The 14612-nt window shown below is 56.1% G+C and carries 13 protein-coding genes and 1 pseudogene; 4 read left to right on the top strand and 10 right to left on the bottom strand.

What is annotated here, in order from left to right; genetic code table 11:
• Nucleotides 1-27: 27 nt before the first annotated feature.
• Together VL130_RS12385 and VL130_RS12380 are read left to right on the top strand one after the other, a co-directional pair.
• A complete protein-coding gene (locus tag VL130_RS12385; protein WP_325363230.1) occupies nt 28-687 on the top strand; it encodes a lasso peptide biosynthesis B2 protein in 660 nt (219 codons plus the stop codon).
• Nucleotides 688-2493 (top strand): asparagine synthase-related protein, encoded by a 1806-nt coding sequence (locus VL130_RS12380; protein WP_325363229.1) that lies wholly within the window; start codon nt 688-690, stop codon nt 2491-2493.
• Here VL130_RS12380 and VL130_RS12375 read toward each other — a convergent pair.
• The 4 genes from VL130_RS12375 to VL130_RS12360 all read right to left on the bottom strand — a co-directional run bounded on the left by VL130_RS12375 (nt 2490) and on the right by VL130_RS12360 (nt 9130).
• Nucleotides 2490-4622, bottom strand: a complete 2133-nt coding sequence (locus VL130_RS12375) for an Atxe2 family lasso peptide isopeptidase (protein ID WP_325363228.1) — start codon at nt 4620-4622, stop codon at nt 2490-2492. The genes VL130_RS12380 and VL130_RS12375 overlap by 4 nt on opposite strands.
• 4 nt (nt 4623-4626) lie before the next feature.
• On the bottom strand, nt 4627-7182 hold the full coding sequence (locus tag VL130_RS12370) for a TonB-dependent receptor (protein ID WP_325363227.1): 2556 nt from the start codon (nt 7180-7182) through the stop codon (nt 4627-4629).
• 104 nt (nt 7183-7286) lie between these two features.
• A complete protein-coding gene (locus VL130_RS12365; RefSeq protein ID WP_325363226.1) occupies nt 7287-8261 on the bottom strand; it encodes a FecR family protein in 975 nt (324 codons plus the stop codon).
• Nucleotides 8258-9130 (bottom strand): sigma-70 family RNA polymerase sigma factor, encoded by an 873-nt coding sequence (locus VL130_RS12360; protein WP_325363225.1) that lies wholly within the window; start codon nt 9128-9130, stop codon nt 8258-8260. The genes VL130_RS12365 and VL130_RS12360 overlap by 4 nt, the downstream gene beginning before the upstream one ends.
• Before the next feature lie 118 nt (nt 9131-9248).
• On the opposite strand from VL130_RS12360, the gene VL130_RS19520 reads away from it, so the two are divergent.
• Together VL130_RS19520 and VL130_RS12355 are read left to right on the top strand one after the other, a co-directional pair.
• On the top strand, nt 9249-9548 hold the full coding sequence (locus VL130_RS19520; protein WP_414636267.1) for a helix-turn-helix domain-containing protein: 300 nt from the start codon (nt 9249-9251) through the stop codon (nt 9546-9548).
• Between the two features lie 118 nt (nt 9549-9666).
• Complete coding sequence (locus tag VL130_RS12355; RefSeq protein ID WP_325363224.1) at nt 9667-9951, top strand: helix-turn-helix transcriptional regulator; 285 nt, start codon at nt 9667-9669, stop codon at nt 9949-9951.
• Between the two features lie 62 nt (nt 9952-10013).
• Here VL130_RS12355 and VL130_RS12350 read toward each other — a convergent pair whose 3' ends face one another.
• The 6 genes and pseudogenes from VL130_RS12350 to VL130_RS12330 all read right to left on the bottom strand — a co-directional run bounded on the left by VL130_RS12350 (nt 10014) and on the right by VL130_RS12330 (nt 14358).
• Nucleotides 10014-11759 carry an ABC transporter ATP-binding protein gene (locus tag VL130_RS12350; protein WP_325363223.1) on the bottom strand — a complete coding sequence of 582 codons (1746 nt, stop codon included), beginning with the start codon at nt 11757-11759 and terminating at the stop codon, nt 10014-10016.
• A complete protein-coding gene (locus VL130_RS12345) occupies nt 11731-12447 on the bottom strand; it encodes a DUF2285 domain-containing protein (protein ID WP_414636277.1) in 717 nt (238 codons plus the stop codon). Before VL130_RS12345 ends, VL130_RS12350 begins: the two co-directional genes overlap by 29 nt.
• Nucleotides 12447-12557: pseudogene (locus VL130_RS19515) on the bottom strand (hypothetical protein); the annotation flags it as partial. The gene VL130_RS12345 and the pseudogene VL130_RS19515, both read right to left, overlap by 1 nt.
• A gap of 111 nt (nt 12558-12668) precedes the next feature.
• Nucleotides 12669-12896: a hypothetical protein gene (locus tag VL130_RS12340; RefSeq protein WP_325363221.1), complete on the bottom strand. Its 228-nt coding sequence runs from the start codon at nt 12894-12896 to the stop codon at nt 12669-12671.
• Between the two features lies 1 nt (nt 12897).
• Nucleotides 12898-13515 (bottom strand): acyl-homoserine-lactone synthase, encoded by a 618-nt coding sequence (locus VL130_RS12335; RefSeq protein ID WP_325363220.1) that lies wholly within the window; start codon nt 13513-13515, stop codon nt 12898-12900.
• A gap of 54 nt (nt 13516-13569) precedes the next feature.
• Nucleotides 13570-14358 (bottom strand): LuxR family transcriptional regulator, encoded by a 789-nt coding sequence (locus tag VL130_RS12330; RefSeq protein WP_325363219.1) that lies wholly within the window; start codon nt 14356-14358, stop codon nt 13570-13572.
• Nucleotides 14359-14612 lie beyond the last annotated feature (254 nt).

The raw sequence follows: 14612 nt of genomic DNA, 5'->3' as shown, positions 1-14612 counted from the left end.
CCCTGAGCGAAGCCCTGGACCATCGTCATGCTTACCATTCGCGACGACCTTTATTACTGTGTGGCCAATCAACGCGCCGTCTTTCTCGACTTAGCCGCCAACCGGTATTTTTGTCTTCCCAAGAAATCCGATACCGCTTTCCAGGAGCTCCTAGCCTGCGACCACGAACCGGATGCAGCCAATGAAGAGATCGACAGCCTGATCCGTTCCGGAATTCTTAGAACAGATTGCGCATGCGGCACGGCGCCTTCGAACCTCCCCCTTATTGCGATCCCAAAATCATCAATCGATTCAGCGGGGGGCGGACAGGCCATAAGTATAATTGAAGCGCTTCTGCATCGGCGGAGTGCCACTCGATTTGTTGGTGCGAACTCCCTCTGGGAGATCATCGAGACGGTGCGGATGAACCGATCGACCGCCTCAGCATCTCGCCCTTTGGATATCCAAATGACGCGGGACATTTCGGCCTTTGCCCGTAGCCGTCATCTGCTTCGAACGTTAGACCAGTGCCTCACTAACTCGGTGGCTTTGCTCACCTTTTCGAAGCGCCGAGGTTTTTGTCCTCGCCTCGTCATCGGTGTAAAAATGAGCCCATTCGCCGCTCATGCCTGGGTTCAGTACGACGACATCGTACTGGCGGATGAAGTTGATACGATCCGGCCTTATACCCCGATCCTGGTGGTATGAATGGCGCTACGTTATCTCTTATTGATCGGACCTCAAAAAGATCGGCCCGACGGCATACAGACCCGGATTGACCTTCTGACTGACTTTTCGCTGGCTATAAAGTCCGACGCGTTTTGCCTCTACACGAATTCTCATGACCGGGTTATGCCCCTGAGCGGTGATCGCGGCGCGATCATTGGAGACATCTTCACGCGGAGCCCGGCGCCGAGGGCGGTTAAACGTATATCGACCGACGCAGAGATTGAGATTGCACGGACCGGAGGGCGGCACCTCATTCACAATTTTTGGGGCGGCTATATTTCGGTCATTGTCACGTCAGGCGACGCGTTCGAAATTCTAAGGGACCCGTCAGGCGCGATGCCGTGCTATTACGCTAAGGTTGGCCCCACCTGGGTTATCGCGTCCGACATCAACCTATTGTGCGATGCTGGGCTCGTAACACCTGAAATAAACTGGCTGTTCATGGCCAGTCATTTCCTTGCCTTCGATTATCGAACGGAGGAGACCGGCCTCGTCGGCGTGAAGGAACTGCTCGCGGGTTTTCAGTTGCGCGTCTCTTCTGCAGTGCGCGAATTACAATGCCTGTGGACGCCCTGGGACCACGTAACATCTGATCCGACTGAGACTGTGCTGGACCAGGCTCACCGGTTGCGCGACGTCGTCGCAACCTGCATTCGCGCATGGGCAGAAGCCTATCCGCGGATCCTGTTAGGGCTCTCAGGCGGCCTTGATTCGTCGATTGTCGCGGCAAGCCTGGCGCACCATGCCGATCTGATCGCGCTGACCATGACTACAGGTGAAGGCGAAGGCGACGAACGGTCATACGCCAGGGCTGTCGCAAACCACCTTAGGGTCGAGATGCTGGAAGGCTTTCACGACCTGTCGGACGTAGAGATTTCGAGATGCACGTCGACCCATTTGCCCCGCCCGCTGTCAGGCGCCTTCGGTCAGAGCGAAAACGCGTTGAAATTTCGCCTGGCGAAGCGCCTTGGCATCGATGCGTTTTTCTCAGGGATCGGTGGGGACAATGTCTTTTGCTATCTGCGGTCCGCCTCCCCCATCGTCGACAGACTGAAATGTGAAGGCCCTGGCTTCGGCACCCTAAGAACACTCAACGACGTGTGTTTGCTGACAGGGTGCAGTTTCAGCGAGGCCATACACGCGACCTGTCGGACTCTTAGAGCCGGTTCCAACCAATACGCATGGGCGCCCAACACGCAATTCCTAAGACCAGAGGTTTCGGGCGTTTTGTCATCCGATCGGCATCCCTGGCTCGACGCTCCAGTCACCGCCGTTCCCGGCAAGATTGCCCATGCCGCTATGATACTTCGGATACAGGGAACGATCGATGGATTTCCCCGGACGCAGCCCACCCAGATAAATCCGCTTCTCTCGCAGCCGATTGTGGAGGCGTGCCTGAGTATCCCCAGCTGGCGTTGGTGCGAGGCCGGACAGAACCGATCGATGGCCCGAAAAGCGTTTTCAGACGAACTACCGACTGCCATCCTTGACAGGCGGTCGAAAGGCGGGCCGACCAGTTTTGCCTACGACGTCATCGACCGGAACCAGACGGTCCTACGGGACATTTTGATCGACGGCGAACTCGTTCGGGCAAATTTGCTAAATATCGAGGCTATCCGATCCGCTTTGCCCATTTCCCGCCCGGTTCGAAATGCCGACTATATGCGGTTATCTTTGCTGGTCGAGGCCGAAACCTGGGTGCGCTACTGGCAAGCTTATGCCCCGCGCGGGGTGCGGCCCCGCCCAAAAACGCCAGACGGGGCCTATGAGCGCGGAAAACCCTAAGGTCCCGGAGTCGCGCCCAATCTCTTGTCACGTTCGGCCCGCATGGTCTCCCAGCGGGTGTATTGTTCGGCCTTTTCAGGCGCCGGATCTTCTTTGGCGCGAAGCCAGAAATCAAACCAGTCCAATGTCCGATTGAAGCTGGCGAGCTGATGTTCCGGTTGCCATTTGATGTGGTACTCATCGGGAAAAACAAACATCTCTACCGGCTTATGCAATTCCTTAAGGGCCGTGTAGGCTTCCAGTGCGCCGAGATATTCACGATCGGGCAGTTGCATGAGCAAGGGCGTCTCAATCTTATGTGCGTTCATCCTGAGGGATACCGGCCTCCAGAACGCGTCGTCCGGCTCGGTCAGGGTGGGATAGCCCATCTTATGGAAGAAGGCGCCAATGACCGGGCCATCCAGCGTGTTGACGATAACGGGTTCGTCGCAACAGGTGCCTACGGCCATGGCTGCGAACATTTTGCCATTGACCAGCTCAAACTGAGCGGTTGACGAGCCATCGCTGAGTCCTGTCAGCCCGATGCGCGCCGGATCGACGATGCCCTGATCGATGAGCATCTGCACCCCTGTGTGAAGGGATGAGATGATGCTTTTACGATCCGCCCAATCAATTCGGTCACGACGGTTGACTTCGGCATAGGTCTTAACCCCTTTGGCTAAACCTATGCTGGCCGGGCTCTGGAAGCTCAGGACGGCATATCCCCGGGACGCAAAGGCCCGAATGGGGAACTCGTTTCCCGTCCCGCCCCGCAGGAAGCCTCGTGAGAGATACTGGACGACAATAAGCGGGACCTTGTCGCCGGGCCGGTAGGCCGTCGGCAAGACCAGGTCGCCGTGCGTTTCGAGTCCAAATTCGTTTTTCCAGTAAAGCCGCTGGGCCATTCCCAGCTGGAGTGTGCGGAACTCCGGATTCGGGTCGAACATGACACGCTCCCGTCCCGATGCCAGATCTATCGCCACGATACGACGAGGCTGTAGCGCGCCTTCCCGACCGCAGATCAGAGTCGCTCCAACCACCTGACAACCGATCAGGACGTCGTCCGTCGTCAATATTTGCCGTGGCGCCCCCGCCCCCGGTTTCCATTCGTACAGACCATTTCGGCCGTGGGGCTCGCCCTCCGACCGCAGGTAGATGACCCGCGTCTGATCGTTTGACCACCACAGGCTTATAACCTGGGTGCATGTGGACGCCTCACAGATCATTTCACGCCCGTCGCGAACATATAAGCGGGTTGGCGCAACCAGGTCGGTATCGCCGTCCGGTTGCTGGATCCATGCGACAGCCCCTCTCTCCGACAGTGTTGCCAATCTGGCTGTCGGGGGCAGACCGGCAAGGTCTGGGGGCACAAGACGCTTCGCTTCGGTTGGCACAGCCAGTCGGATTGCCTTAGTCCCGGCATCAATGACAAAAGTTTCGACCGGAACAGGTTCCCGCACGAGCGGCTTGCTGCTCACCACCGGCACATAGCGATCATCGAACAGATAGCCGGAGCGCCCCTCCTGGACCTGGGCAATTTCGGCCTCTTTAAGGTGAGGACGCCCGGAAACGACCAATCCGGACCCGCCGGCCGTCCAGGCGAAGTCTTCAATATCGAACGGCACGTCTGAAATTGCCTGTGCATCGCCTCCATCGGCGCGCGCGCGCCACAGCTGCGTACGGCCGGCATCCCGCCTCAGATAGGCAATCCAGGCCCCATCGGGTGACCATTTCGCCTCCACAACGGCCGCGGCTCCGGGCGAGGTATAATCGGCGAAGCCGGTGGTGACGTACACAACTTTCATATAGTCGCCACCGACATCCACCAGTCTTGGCGCAGCCGTCTTGCTCAGGGGCAAGACGACCATTCCAAGGCAGTACCGATTGGTTTCGATGTTGGCCTGCCTGATCTGAAACGCCATGCGCGTGTGATCCGGTGAGATCGCCAGGATGGGCGCGCGTTTATCCTCGGGATCAACCGGCCCAATATCCCGCAAAGTCACCAGATCTTCCGGAGTCAACTTTCTGGTCGGCGTCAACTCGCTTTCCGCTTTTGGCAGCAAGTCCGGGCATTTGTCTGGTGAAGCATGAACCGACGTGACCCACGAGGTCGCCAAGGCGAGTGCAACCCCCGCAGCGATGTACCGCATAGCCCTACCACGCCTTCGTCAGGGAAAGAGCAACGAAACGCCCCATAACCGAGCTATTGGTGCTGTCATAATATATGCCTGGCACTGAGATCGATGGGCTCACCGCTCTCGGTGGATCGCGATCAAAAAGGTTCGACGCGGTCAGGCCAATGCGGACGCCGCGCCATGGCTCCTGAGTCGAGGGCAGGCTGTAGGCCAGGGTGAGGTCGATGGTCGTCCAGGAAGCCACTGAGACGTTGGGAATTACGCCGGTGTCGGTCTCACCGGAAATAAAGTTGGCCAGGCCGGTGAAGGACAGTCCGCCATCCTGCCAGGTCAAGCCAGCTCTGGCCTTCAGGTCGGGCGCGTTGAAAATAGTTCCCGAAAGAAGAACATTGGGGACCGTGGAAATGGTCTGTTGCTTTAAACGCAGCCAGGTCGCATTGGCAAAGGCGCTGATTGTTCCGGCGGGCAAGTCAAAGACCTGCCTATAGCTGACATCCAGCCCTGTAACGGTTTGGGCCGTAGCGTTCTGGTAGGAGTCATTCAGAATTCCCACCACATTGCCCGCATCGTAGTCCCCGCCTGAATAATTGTAGAACTCCTGAGCGTTAGCAACGAGTATAGCCTGTGCTTCTGCCGATGGGTCTAACGTGACAAAAGGCGCATAGTTGGGATTACTGAACCCGACCGTTACGTCGGCCACCGGCTGAACCACACGATCTTTATAGGCGATATCGAAATAGGTCGCTGAGAGTCGGAGCGATTTCAGGTTCGTCGGAGTGTAATCTGCTCCCAGCGTCCATGAGCTCGAAGTTTCCGGTTTGAGGTCAGCGTTACCGCCAAGGAGCCAGAGCGCGGTGGCGTTCGGCTGGCTGCCTGTGTAACCCAAAATAGCGGCCGGGAATAAATACAGCTTCGAACTTTGGTACGCCTGGTAGAAGGACGGCGCCTTGAAGGAGGTCCCCCAGGTCGCACGCATGGTCAGGCCGTCCACGGGCACATAACGCAGGCCGACCTTCGGGTTGGTAGACGTACCGAAATCACTGTAGTTCTCCGTACGAGCGGACAGGCTTAACTCCAGTTCCTTCAGGCCAACCCGCGTGGCAGACGGTTCAACGAGTGGCGCGAGCGCTTCCGCATACAGGTACCCCACCGACCTGTGCGAAACCTGATAGTTCGACTGGGAGGGTTCTCCGACGACAAAATGGTCGCGGCGATAACCGCCCCCGAATGCCATTTTGAGATCACCGGTCGGCAACCGTGCAACCGTCCCGTCCGCAGTCAGCTCCAGGTATTGAATATCGTTTTTCAGTTGTGAGGCGGTCACCACGCCGCTGCTGATCGACTGCAATTTGTTCTGGCTGCCAGAGGCCACGCCCGTAAGCCGGGTCTTCCAGTTGTCAGTTACACTGTATTCCAGGGTTGCTGCGAGATTATAAGCCGGTGTCCGGGTGGTGCCCAAATAGGTGTCCGAGAAGTATGGCCGCGTTTTGGCGTATCGCTCACTGACCAGGGCATCTACAGTCAGGTACAGATCGTCAGAGAACTTGCGGCCCGCGCCAATGAAGAGGGACTTTCGTTCCTGAGGACTTAGCAAGGTTGTGTATGGCGCGACCTCATCCGTGAAATCGCGTTGTGAGGCAACGATACCGCTTTGGCTGGCGTATTCCAGGTTACCCAGAATATATCCATTGCCGCCCGCGCGTCCCCCCAGAAGACTGATGTTTTTCTGTTCGCCCCCGCCCTGAGTGGCGCCACCAAACGTGCCACTCAATTCGGCGCCGTTGTAATTCCGGCGTGTGATAAAGTTGGCGACGCCGGCAACGGCGTCGGACCCATATAAGGCCGATGCCCCGTCCGGAACGACTTCGATGCGCTGTATCGCAGCCAACGGGATGCCTGAGATATCTGAGCCCTGGAAGAAGTAGTCGGCCGACAGACGATGACCGTTCAGCAAAACGAGCGTCGCATCCGTTCCGAGCCCTCGCAAATTCACGGTGGCAGCATTCGAATAGTTGTCGTTAGCGAGATTTGTTGCCGAAGCGGCAATGACGCCGGGGTTCTGACCACCGGAAAAATTCTCAGGCAAGCTACGGATTACCTGACCAATGTCGGCGTAGCCAGAGTTCTCAATATCCGCACGCGTCACCGTATGGACCGGCGAAGTCGGGTTCCCGCCGCGAATGTGAGTGCCTGTGACGATGACTTCTGTCGGCGCCTCCGCCACAGGCGGCACCGCCGCGGTACTGGCAGCCCGTAAGGTGATGGTCGTGTCTGTCTGGCTCGCAATTTCGAGACCGCAGTTTGGGAGGATCAGCGCCAGAGCTTCGCTTGCCGTGTAAGTCCCCTCTAAAGCGGGGATCGTGTGTTTCGCGGCAATCTCATATGGAAACAGAATTTGTATATTGGCCTGGGTCGAAAAATCATTTAAGAATTTCGCAGCATCTTCCGCTGGAATATTGAACGTTATTTTAGACGACAGATCTGCACTGACCGGAGATGACAGCAAAGCTGCACCAATGGCGATTGCAATAACAGATGAACTTAAGACACGCCTCTTCGTTATGCGTTTAAACATTTTTATGTCCCCTAATTTTACGTGTCACTTTTGTGATACTCAGGAGATATGATCGTTTTTAAACTTTAAACCCTCTACGACTGCTGCAGTTTTTTTAAATATATTTACCGCGTCAACACGACCGAGCCGTCATCCATCCGCGCAACATTAATCCCAAAGCCCGCGTGAAGAGATGCGAGGAAATCGGCCGGATCGTGGGTCTTGAAGCGACCACCCAATTGAATGGCCTGCAGGGACGGGTCTCCAATCGAGATTTTGCGGGTCAAATAGCGATTATACTCATCAACTGCCGTGCCGAGCGTTTCCCCCCTGAAGATCAGTTCCCCTTTTTGCCATGAGGCTACGAACTGGATGTCGTTTGGCGCCATGGTTCGCACGCGAGTTCCGTTGGCAGATGTCAGGACCGCCTCCCCTGCCCGCACCTCAATCGACTTATCACTTTCTCTTGCCGGCCCATTGGCTTTTTGCCCAAGTACCATGCAGGCACCGTCCAGTATCAACAGATCAAGCGCTTCGTTCCGCAACCGGGCATTCAGACGTCCAGCAGCCACAAGCACTTTTTCCCCGCCCGCGTAGAGACAGAATGGCCGGGCATCATGCGGGACAACAACGGCGATTTCTCCTCGCGACAACCACACGGCGCGCTCATTTTTGTCAAACTGCCACTGAACTTTCGAATTGGTGTTGATATCGAGCTGCCCACCATCCGGCAGCTTTCGAACCCCATGCTCGCCAACCGCCGTTTCGGCGCTCGCGCGTGTACCCCCAAACAGCGCAAACATACCGGCACCCATTGAAGTCGCGGCAACCGCACCGACACCCGCCACGAGGAACCGACGACGCGATTGCGAGACCTGCGCCTCCTTCTTCATCTCCAAAAGTCGATGGACCGGTGCTCGCTGTTCACGGACGCGTTCGGCGGTTCCGACAACGCGTGCAAAGGCTGCCGCATGGCGCGGGTCCGCGTCTCGCCACTTTTCAAAGTCGATCACATCGGCCGTGCCGCAATCCATCCTGGTATGCCAGATAGCCGCCTCCGTCAGGAGCGCGTCTACCGATGTTTTAGTTTCGGCTGTCACCGCGATCCGTCCCGGCCCCTACCCCGCTTAACTGACACGGACCTAGATCCGTCAGCGCTGACAACGCGCAGCGACATGTGCGTGCTTGTCTCGGCAGTTTCAAGGTGCTTGTGTAAAGCGACCATGCCCCGCGCCAAGTGCCCCTCCACGGTTTTGATGTTGATACCGAGGCGGGTTGCAATGTCAGTTGGGGAAACATCGTCAATCCTGCGAAGGATAAAGACCTGCCTGCACTGGCCAGGTAATTTGTCCAGGGCCTCCATGACAAGCCGCAGCCGCTCGCGGCCCTCAAGAGTTTGCTGAGCACCCGGCGCGTCGTCCCCAAAGGCAACCTGATCGATGTCGGCATATTCGTCGATCTGGACAACCTTCTTCCGATGGAGACGCTGGATCGCGAGGTTGGTGACTGAACGGCGGACATAGGCACGCGGATTCTCCACCGTACGCCATCGGTCGTCAGCGAGGACATTAGCATAGGCATCATGGACCAGATCCCGGGCTGCCTCCAGGCTACCTGTCAATTGCTTTGCGGCTTTGAGAAACATTCCTTCATGGGGCGATACATGGTCCCGAAACCAGCGATCGACGTCCCGAAGCCACGACTTTTTCTCACTCGCAGGCGCCCCCTGCCCTCCGAACCCCGCGTAAAAATAGCGTTCCCGCACGTCGAGCGCCTGAGCTGCGATCTTCAACTGGCCATAATTGATTCGCGCGGAACCTTCCTCAAAAGCTGCAAGGCAATCGATGGTCACTTCAAGATGGTCGGCCAACCACTCTTCCGACATTTGGCACAATAGACGCCTTGCGCGAAGGCGAGAGCCGACGTGACGGTCAACTGCGTTAAGCGGAACTTGATCGAAATCGGACATGGGGCAGCTCAAAAAAAGTCGCATCGCTCGCACCAATTATGGCGCATGCGCCATTGGATGCAAGGAAATTATGGCTCATGCTCCATGTGAATGAAATTTGCTAATTTGGTTTATTCGGGTGGACGTCGACAGACTTATCGGCTGGAATTTGAGAAGATTGAGGCGAAAGTTGCGCCTTTCTCAAATCGATGCTGCCGCTCAAATAGCAAACTCAGACCAATCAAGCTTAAGCTTGATTGAGCGTGGTCTACGGACGATCAATGTTGTCACACTTTATAAAATAGGCCGAGGTCTGAATGTTGATATTGGAGAATTATTCAACTTAAAGGGCGTTCCTAAGACCATCACAGGTGATCTTGACGTATTGGTTTCTCTAGAGAGACCCTCACGTCAAAATAACAAGACAAATAACTCCTGAACAGAGTTTGCAAATTACTCCGCAAAATCGGAAATTTACCTCGCCCTTTTTTGCTAATTAACGCCATACATGGCGCATGCGCCATGGCGATTGGAAGTGAAATCGCAAATCTGGTCGGATGGATGTCGAAAGATTAGTTGGCCTGAATTTTAAGCGAATTCGAGAGGCCCAAGGCATGTCGCAAGAGGCGGCCGCACATAATCTCGGCACAGATCAGGCCTACATTAGTCAACTGGAAAAGGGTAAACGCAATCCCACCATCCGGACCTTGTACAAGTTGGCTATGGCTATCAATACCGAACCAGGCAACCTCTATTCTCTCGAAGGAATTAATCCCGAAGTGATTGGGGATCCCAAAGTCGTAATCGTTCCAAAATCAAACCACGGTCGATTGGTTCGATAGGCCTTCAGAGACAGGCCGCATTATTTGGCGCATGAAAGTTCGCCTTTAGACGATAAACGCCGTCAGGCCCATAACTGCCGATACACGGCGGAATCTCGCAGCAGATATTCGTGAAGTCCATTTCGAACCAGCCGGCCGTTTTTCATAAACAGAACCTGGTCTGCCATCTCCGCTAACCGCTGCCGGTGACTGATTAATACCAATGTGGTATCCAGGCCGAACCGGCTACGTAATGTGCGGATCACCGCCTCCTCGCTCACCGGATCCAGAGCTGATGTGCTTTCATCCAGGATGATAGCCGGCACCTTAACGCCTATGATACGCGCTAGTTCCAGTTTCTGTATCTGGCCTCCGGACAGGCGCTCCCCCTGCTCGCCGACAATGGCGCCGAAATCAATTGCCCGGCCTGTGTCATGGAAGCGCCACTCTGACAGCAGCATCGCTAGTTGGGCCTCCGTTTGACGACTGGGCGGATAAAGCGCGTTTGCGCTTAAACTACGATTAAACAGCCCGATAAACTGCGGGACATATAAAACGAACCGATGGTGATCTTGCCGGGCCACTGTTGCCAGGTTCTGGCCGCTGATCGTCACCTCTCCGCTCGACGGTCTCAGGCCGCCAGCGATGATCTGTGCCAGGGTCGATTTTCCCGATCCATTGGGGCCAACAATCACATTGAAACTTCCTGGTTCCAGAACTGCAGAAATGTCGTGCAGGCCGGGCAGTCCTGGTCCGTAGCTGAAATTCACATGCTCCAGAACGATCTGAGCGGCACCAGCTGGCGGCTCAATTTGGAACGCGTCCGTTTCCGCAACCGAATTGAATGCCAGAATGTCCCGGATATTGGCGATCGACACTGAGGCCTGACTTAAAAGAAAGCCAAATCCACTCAGCGGGGCAACCAGCCGAAAGACATAGGCCTGGAGAAGGACAAAGTTTCCAACTGTCATCTTGTCAGCCAGAACATCGGATACTGCCATTGTCAGCAGCCCGGTCAGGCCGATGCCGACTATCCCATACTGGAGGATCGACGTTCCGACCAGCGACCACATCATTCGTCGGTTTGCGGCCGCCTTGAACTGCAGCCCCTCACGGATTTGACCGATCTCTGCCCCAAGGGTGCCGTTGAGCACGACACGCCGCGCATTCCTTATGACATCGCTCGTGACCTCAGAGGCCGAGGCCGCCGCGGTATTGGCATGAGCGGCCAGTTTCTGGTGGTGAATGGCACCAAGCCAAGTGGCGCCAGAATAGGCCACAAGTACCACCGCGAGGATCATGGCGAAGTAAAACGGGATCAGCCCAGCTAAGAGCCACAGGCTCGCAATGAGCTGAATGACAAGCGGCGCAGCGTGCCAAATTAGTCCGTCGACTACGATTGTAAGGCTATAGGGCAAACGTTCGATCAAACCCATCATGCGTCCGCTGTCACCTTCGCGACCATCGGCTGCTTCTGGCAGACTGGTCAGGACCGCACGGGTCGTATATCGCTCCGTCAGCCGATCGATCAGCTGGGTCGAATAAGGCAAACGCCAGGTCGCGATGACATTGCTTAGGGCCCAGAAAGCCACAAAAAGCCCCACACACAGGACCGCAGTCGCCCCCGCGCCACCCTTGTCGAGCCTGTCGACCACGAGTTTCAGGAAAAATGGACCGGCCACGCCCAGCCCGACGCCGACAATTTCCAAACCTGCACCGATTGCTACGAGCCGTCGCACTCCGACGTAGCGGCCCACCATGTCCGACAACAACGTCTGGAAGACTGTCCAGGTCGTCGGATCAGTGGAGGAGTTTCGTGTATTCACCATCGACCATCCTTCTGGCAAAGGTCAGTAAGCGCCGGACACGCATGCGCAGAAAGTCCGACGCGCCGTTCCACTCTTCCGCAACCCGTCGCTCCGAGTAGAGCGCTACCGCGATCTCCCTGTGACTTGCACCAGACGCCGCGCCATCAAAGGCATGAAGGGCCAGGGCCCATTTGGCCGCGCCGGTCTCAATCGGGAACAGCGCTTTGGGAAAGCGTCCCAGACGCTGGAAAGCGCGAAGGCGCGTCAGTGTGCGCAATTTCGCATCGACCTGGTGATTGCCTTCCACCACATAGCGCAGGCGCACCGGCCCCTTACCAAGAGTGCCCCGGCGAATGTCCAGCTGAATCTGGTGTTCACCATCATCGAGCAACAGTGCCTCGTGTCCGTGGCCGTCCATGACCAGGTCAGCCTTGTCTGCGAAACGGGCGATGTCGAATGCATCAATGTGCGAGGGGGATATAGGTTTGGCCTCTGCGACCACAACGGACGGATCGACGCCCGCTTGCCAGAAAAGCCTCGCATCCCGATCGCCACCACCCGCGCCATCGGCATGTACAAATATCCCTTTGGAAAAAGGCTGTCCAAATTCTGCTGGACAAGCTTGTGCCGCCCCTCGCCCAGATGCTGCCATCGGGCTTCGGCCATGGCCCTGAGCGCGGCCTGATAGTTGTGATTTCGCTTCAGCCAGAGCCATGCCCATCGCCGCCTGTCGAGTGCCACCAATGATTTGTAATAGGCACCGTCACGCCAGTCGCGTTCGGCCGCCCCCGCTACACATGCGTTTTGCACTTCACACATACACTTACCCCCCGCAGGCGTTCTGCCCGCGCTACTGGCGTCCTTTGATCGGTCGTGTCCCGGCCGATGATTACGCCTACCGACTGAACTGACTCATTTGTCTTCCGCGACTCATTCGGTCGTCCCGCCGTTGCCACTTCCATTGCCATTTCGTCTCGGATACCGCGGGTCCTTTGCGATGTAGCCGAGGTAAGCCCGGAGACACTTCGCAAAGGCGTGGTCCAGGGCCTCTGCGGCCTCAGTCATTCCCAGTTTTCGCATGTCGCCACGCATCCGGTCGATAACGTCAATGCCTTCCTCGACGAACTGTTCACGCGTCGCTTTGGATCTCCGCGGCATATCAGGCCGCCTTTTTCAGGGCCGGGAGAACTGTGCCCATCCCGGTCACTTCGGTTATCCGGTCAAGCTGCCAGGATGCAACTTCGATTGATGCGGCCTGTACCCTGTTGTGATCACCTATCTGCTGGATGTCGCCCAGGCGCTTCAGTGATACGCCGGATCGTTCGAAAACCGACCTCAGAATATATGTCTGCATCATGCCAATGATCTGGCTCGCGCCGACAGCAAGCCCATATTCGACATAGCCCCGACAGATGACATGGCAGATATGCCGGCGCTCTTCTGCTGGCAGGCGACTGTCAATGCAGAACCGCGTACCTTCCCAGACGCGCTCATCCTGGAAGATCGACTTGTCACCGACCAGGTCCGGGAAATGATCTTGTAACATACAGCCGTAACCGACCGGCGTAAGACGGCTTAAGCCCAAAACGGTTTTACCATCTGTCGAGTAGACGAGGTATACGGTTGCGAGGGTGTCGTACTCGTCGAATTCCATTCCATTGATTGCCCGGACGTCATAATGCTGACGTTCCATGAATTCGCGATGACGCAACTGGAATTGGCCATAGAAAAGGTCGGCGTTCTGAGTAATGTCCTTAAAGGATGTGATATTCAGCATCTTATTTGGTCCCCGTTTCGCTGGAGACTTAAGATGAACACGACTCACGGGTCGTTAACATCCCCAATTTCTGTGAGGTTTCAGATCAATTAAACCATAATACAGGGCCAGAGTAGCGGCTTCGCCCCGATTGCTGGCACCAAATTTCAATATCACGTCCCGAATGTGCGACTCGACTGTGTTGGCTTTCATGCCAAGGACGTCTGCTATTTCGACCGATTTCAGCCCGTGGGCAACACACACCATGACCTCAGACTCTTTAGGCGTGAGTTCGAACATCGGTGGCATCTGCCATTCCGCCGTGCCGAGGATACGTTTGAACGAGATATAGAACTGATTACAGTAGCCGAAAATCAGTTCCAGGCTAGGCATATTAACGGGCGACGGATTGGAACTTGCAAGCGCAACGCCTGCAATCTGAGTCCGTGGACCGTTGAAGGGAATGCCAACGCCATGATGGAGGCCTGACTTTTCGGCCTTACGCAGAAACGCAATTTGCTTACGACTTAGCCGGGTACGGCGTTCCAGATCTCGCCAGTAGAACGGACGAGACGAACTGATTGCGCATTTGAGTACGGGATCGTATTTGGCGCAGCCATGGGTTTCGTAATATCGCTGCCACCTTGCCGGATAGGTGCTGATAATACCGAAGCCGAGATATTTTTCCGGCACGTCGCCGTCGCGCATGACCGTAAAATTGATCAGGTCCAGCCCGAACAGCGTCATGCGACGGATGAAAATCTCGTACAGGTGCGCCAGCGAAATAACGCGGTTGGTTTCCTCAACAAAGGCTTCGAACGTCAGATCAGGTATCAGCTCTACCATGCCGGCGGCGTCCTCCATTCTTGCAAGTCCGGTCTTTCGCGTCGACCGTCAAACAACTAAGAATTGAATGATGGTCGCACACCCGGTCCACACATACCATTTCAACGTCGCCATAATTCGCGTTTTTGCGGTAATTGTGACAATCAGATGACAGGCGGTGATGTCACTTATCTTCCATGCCTCTGCGTCAGAGGCATGGTTCAATATAGTTCGATCGTAACGGCCGGTTTTACCCGTTCTCACCCAATCTCAGCCGTCCAGGACGGACGTTC

Source organism: Asticcacaulis sp. (assembly GCF_035497195.1).
Taxonomy (GTDB): Bacteria; Pseudomonadota; Alphaproteobacteria; order Caulobacterales; family Caulobacteraceae; genus Asticcacaulis.
This window is presented reverse-complemented; position numbering and strand designations above follow the sequence as displayed.